The organism is Streptomyces sp. rh34 (assembly GCF_002551245.1).
GTDB lineage: Bacteria > Actinomycetota > Actinomycetes > Streptomycetales > Streptomycetaceae > Streptomyces.
Genome location: NZ_NTGZ01000386.1, coordinates 1 through 4,931, shown reverse-complemented (window position 1 = coordinate 4,931; position 4,931 = coordinate 1). Strand labels below are relative to the sequence as shown.

1 protein-coding gene is annotated in these 4,931 nt (G+C 76.2%); it reads right to left on the bottom strand.

Annotated elements, in window-relative coordinates:
* Nucleotides 1-4,931 (bottom strand): lonely Cys domain-containing protein (locus CR470_RS35745; protein ID WP_143663955.1); only part of this gene is annotated, 4,931 nt, incomplete at both ends.

Below are 4,931 nucleotides of genomic sequence, written 5' to 3'. Positions count from 1 at the left end.
GTCCGCAGTGCGGGCGTGTCCCACACCTGGGTGAGGCGCGCGTCCGGCGGTGCGGACAGGGCCCGGTCGAGCACGGTCTCGTACGCGGCCGGTGTCGGCAGGGAACCGTCGGCGGGAGCCGCGAGCAGCTCCCACAGTTCCCTGCGCAGCGGCGTGCGCGCGGCCAGCTCCGGGTCGTTCGCCCGGAGTGTCTCCAGCGCGCCGATGCCCCGCAGCAGCCGCTCGTACCGGCCGCCGGGGGTCCCGCGGTCGGCCTCGACGTCGTCGCCGAGAACCTGCCGCAGCGCCCGGACCAGCCGTAGCGCGCGCGGACCCTCGTCGTCCCAGGCGGCGATGCCCGAGGGGTGGGCCGGCGGGCGCAGCCCAGCGGACTCGGCCACCTGTGCCGTCGCGTCCACCGGTTCGGGCCTGAAGGTCTCCATCCGCGCCAGAGTGCCGTCCGGCGTCGCGGCCAGCAGCCGGACGGTGTCGTTGTAGCCGGTGCGCCCGGTGGCGGCGGTGGTGGTACGGCCGCTGTGGTTGGCGGCGTGCTGGGCGAGCGCCACCTCCTCCAGCGGGTCCTCGACGGGCGGTGCGGGCCGGGTCAGGGGCTGGACACGCCGGGGGTCGCCCGCCACACCGCCGTAGCAACTGGCGACGTGCAGCTCGTCCCCGTCCGCCCGGGCGACCACCTCGGGCAGCCGGCCGACGTAGCGGCCCCCGTCCTCGGCGCCCAGCAGCAGCACCCGGCCGTCCCGGTGGACGAGCTTCAGGCCGCCGGGCACGCCGTGGGCGTGGAAGGTGTAGACGGACGCCTCGGGGTCGGGAGCGGTCTCCTCGGCGGCGACCGGGTGGTAGGTGTCGCCCAGGCGGAGGACGTGGGTGCGTTCGCGCATCTCCCGCCACCGGCGCAGCCTCCGCTCCCGCAGCCGCCTGCGACCGTCGTCCGGCATCGACTCCCGGCCCTCGAAGCGATGGTCGGCGCCCACCAGCGGGCGGGTGTCCACATCACTGTCCCGGAAGCGGATGCCGTCGACCGTGACCCACTCACGGTCCGCGGAGGGCGGAGTGCCTTCGACGGGCGGGTCGAACGGCACCCAGTCGCCGTAGGCCTCGTCGGGGTCGGAGTCGACGAGGGAAAGCACGTGCGGCTGCTGGCCGACGGGCGTGGTGCCGGTGGGAGTGGACTCCGGGGTCGTGGTCCCGGTGCGGGTGCCCCCCGTGGTCAGGGTGTCGATGGTCGTGGCATCGGCCGGGGCGGCCCCGGTGCGTGGGGTTCCGTCCGCCGCGCTCAGCAGGCGTCCGTCGCCGCTGGGTGCCCAGACCCTGCGGCCCAGTCGCTCCGCCACGGCCCGGGCCAGCCGCCCGTCCTGGGCTCCCGCGTACGGGCTCGCCAGCACCACCGGGACGTCCGGCGGCAGCAGGGCCAGCGTCGGATCGGCGGCCAGCAGCTCCGCCACCTCCTCCGCCCCCAGCTCCCGCCCGTCGGCGAACAGGGAGTCGTGGCCGCCCTCCGCCGCCACCAGGTAGGCGGCGTCGCCCCACGGCGCGGGCTCCTCCGACACCTGGCGCAGCGCCCCGTCGCGCTGCTCGTGCAGCTGGATCCGGTTGGCGTCGACGGGTCCGGTGCCGAGGCCGGTCCAGTCGCGGCCACGAGCGGCGCCGGACACGTCGGTCAGCCGCGTGGCGTCGGAGAGCAGCGGGTCCCTCGCGGGGTTCGTGGCGTCGGTGGGGCCGGCGGCCTCCGCGGAGTCACCCCCATCCGTCCTGGCCGTGGCCGCCGATCCCGGCAGGGTGATGGCCCCCGGGGTGGCGGGCGGCAGGGGCACGGACGCCGTGTCGCCTGCCGGAGTGAACGCCCACTCGGGGCCGGTCGGCCCGGTCCCGCCGTCCCGCCCGGCGGACCGGGGCAGCGGCGCCGGGACGGGGCGCGGCGCTTCCTGCGCGGGTGCGGGTTGCGTCGGGCGCGCCCGCTGCCAGGGGTCGGCCCCCGGGACGGTCCCGTCGGCCGACGGGTGCAGGGTCAGCACCTGCTCGCCCGTGCCGCCGGTGCCGGAGAGGTCCACCGGGAAACCGGTCCACCACACACTCCGGCCCAGCCGCCCCGCGATCCGGTCCGCCAGGCCTGCGGCGTCGGCGGCCGGGCCGGGGAACGCGAGGACGACCGGCGTGCTCAGCTCCGTACGCATCAGATCCGGGTCGGTGGCCAGGAGTTCGGCGAACTCGCCGACAGTCGTCCCGTATGCCTCGCCCTCCCACTCCACCTCCATCCGGTCCGGGTCGTCCTTGTCGGGCCCGACCAGCACCAGATGGGGAACGGCCCGCTCGTCCTGCCCGGTGCCGCCGCTCGCCCAGGGCGAGTCCACCAGCGCGGACGGAGTGCGGAACCGGGCCAGGTCGACGTCCTGCCCCGGTCCGCCGGTGAAGTCGCGGCCGGTGCCGTCCGATGTGCCCTGCACCGTGCCCATGAACGTGTTGGTGTACGCGCCCGCCTCCACCAGGGCGTACGCCGCCGCGACGTCGGGGTCGGAGGCCTCGCGGCCCACCGCGAAGGCCCGGGTGAGCACATCCAGGGCCTCGGTGCGACGGGCGTGGGCGGACTGCGGGTCCGGCGGCAGGTGAAGCAGCCGGGCGATGAACTCCTCCGTGTCCGGGCCGGGCCCCGGCAGCGTCTCCTGTGCCTTGACCCGCGCCCAGAACATCCTCGACATCCCGGCCTCGCCCACCTCCTCGGTGGGAACGCGCAGGACGGCGGCGGCCTCGTCCTCGATGCCTCCTTCCCAGAGCCACTCGGCGGCGGACTCGACCGCGGGCAGGTGGACGAAGCCGATGAGCCGGTCGCCGGGGTACTGGGCCCCGTGCTGTACGGCGGCGGCCAGCACCCGTCGGGCGGCCTGCTGGTCCGTCCCGGACGCGGCCTCGGGGTGGGCCGCGATCACGCGTCGGAGCAGGTCGAGTGTGAACGGGCCGGCCTCCTCGAAGTCGGAGTCGCCGCGCCACATGTGGTCGACCGCCGCCACCCCGCGCATCAGGTCGCCGAAGTCGGGCGCGTCGTCGACGTCGTGACCGAAGGTCAGCCGCAGCGCCCGTACCAGGCGCAGCGTCCTCGTGCGCTCCTCTTCCGCGACCTCGCCGTTGCCGGGGCTCACCCCGGCGGCCTCCGCCAGCCGGTCCAGCTCGGCGCCCTCGGGCTCGGGCCGGGACAGGGCCCAGGCCCGCCGACGCCCCTGGGCGTCCGCGAACAGGGACCGCCGGTAGCGGCCGTTGCTCTCCTCGGTACTTTGCGGTCCGTAGGCCAGGCGCACCGCGCGTCCCGTGGCGTTGGCCACGTGCTGGCCCATGGAGAGGGTGCGGAGCGGATCGGGTACGAACGGTCCGGGGAAGGCGTCGGTGGCGGTGTTCGGTGCGGGCACCGCACTGTCGCCGGGCGCTCCGCTCCAGCAGACGACGAGGTCGACCCAGTGGTGCTTCGGCAGGGTCGTCAGGCTCTTGCGGCGGCGCAGCCAGGGACCCGCCTCCCGCTCGTCGACGTCGCGCGTGCTGCCGTCGCGCAGGGCGAACACCAGGGAGCCGGGAGAGCCGTGCATGTCCAGTCGGTACGCCTCGTCCTCGGGGCCCGGACGCGGCAGGTCCCACTCGCCGGAGATCCGGCCGGTGGCCGGGTGGTCGTGCACGAACGTCGGCATCCGGTCCAGGTGGCGGTCGTGGTCCTCGAAGTCCCGCGCGAACTCGGCCGGGTGGTGCGAGGCACGGCCGATCTGACGGCCGCTCAGCGCGCTGACGATGGCACGGCTCACCACCTCGTGGTGCCAGTCCGGCACGTCCTCGTCCGAGTCGGGTCCCCATCCGGGACCGCTGGCGATCCAGTCGCCCCGCGGGACCCCGGGGCTGCGGACGACGTCGATGGTGCTCGCCGCGCCGGCGGCGGACTCGACCGTGACCCGGCCGGTGTGCGCCCATACCGTCAGACCGGTGCGGTCGGCGAGCCTGCGGGGCAGGTCGAGATAGCCGTCCGCGGCGAACGGGACGGCGAGCACGATCGGCGTGCCCGGCGGCAGCGCCTCGCGGGCCGCGTCCGCCGCGACCAGCTCCACGAACACGTCGACGTCCAGCTCCCGCGTCGTGCCGTCGGGAAGCCGTGCCTCCACCCGGTCATGCCGCCCTTCGGCGGCCACCACGTAGGGGGTCGTCCCGGACGGCCAGGGGGCCGGTGCGGTGCTGAGGACGTCGTAGCCGCCCAAGGGATCCTCCTCCAGCAGGGCGCTCTCGGTGGTGTCGAGCTGGACGACGTCGTTCCCGCTCCAGTTGAGACCCGGCACCCGGTGGCCCCCCACGGTGAAGTGGGAGGCGCGGCCCGGACCGGTCACCCCCAGCTCCGACAGGTGGAACGCGGCCAGTGCCGCCAGGCCGGTCGCCCGTCCGGCCGCCGTGGCCCGGCCCACCAGTGCGAACAGCGCCCGGCTGGTGCCCCGGGGAACGGGGGCCCCGGGGTCCGGGTACAGGACGCGGCGGGCGATGGCGTCCACGTCGAACGGGCCCTCGCGCAGCGCGCGGTCGCGGCGGCGCAGGGTGTCGAGCTTCTGCACCGCCACCGCGTCGGGTGCCTGGAACAGGCCGATCGTCGCCTGGCGGCCCAACTCGGCCCGGCTCACGCCCGCGAGGGCGCCGGTGGCCGCCCAGTCGGCGGGCACTCGGCTCATGGCCCGCACCACGACGGTGTAGTCCCGCGCGGTCAGGCGCGGTGCGTCGGCGGGCAGATCCCGCTGGAGCCGCTCCAGTTCGCTCGCCAGTTGCCGGGAGAACACGGCGCGGGCGGTGGTCGCACGTCGCATCGCGGGCGACCCGGTGGCGGCCCGTCCGGTCCGGGCGTCGGCTCCGTAGCCGGTGACCTCGACGCGCGGCAGCGCCGCGCCCGCCCGACGGTTGCGCAGCCCGGCGGCGGCCACCTGGGC